1 protein-coding gene is annotated in these 300 nt (G+C 54.0%); it reads left to right on the forward strand.

The annotated features are described in order from the left end of the window. A partial coding sequence (locus LJE09_RS17620) for a virulence-associated E family protein (protein WP_227311635.1) occupies nt 1-300 on the forward strand: 300 nt, incomplete at both ends.

A 300-nucleotide genomic window follows, 5' to 3' on the forward strand; every position in this document is an offset into this window, starting at 1 on the left:
TTGACTTCCTGCCCCTTGACCGTTCCGGCAACCGCCGCTTTATCCCCGTCATGGTTTACCCGGAGCAAGCCGAGGTTCACATTTTGGAGGACGAAGCTGCTTCCAGAGCCTATATCGGGCAGATGTGGGCGGAAGCAATGGAGATTTATAAAAGCGGCAGGTTCAAGCTGGCTTTCAGCCCTGCCATGCAGCGCTATCTCAAAGAACACCAGCGGGATTTTATGCCGGAGGACACCAAAGCCGGAATGATACAGGCGTATCTTGATAAGTACACCGGGAGCATGGTCTGTTCCAAGCAGC

The organism is Blautia sp. DFI.3.45, from assembly GCF_020593505.1.
Taxonomy (GTDB): Bacteria; Bacillota; Clostridia; order Lachnospirales; family Lachnospiraceae; genus Blautia_A; species Blautia_A wexlerae.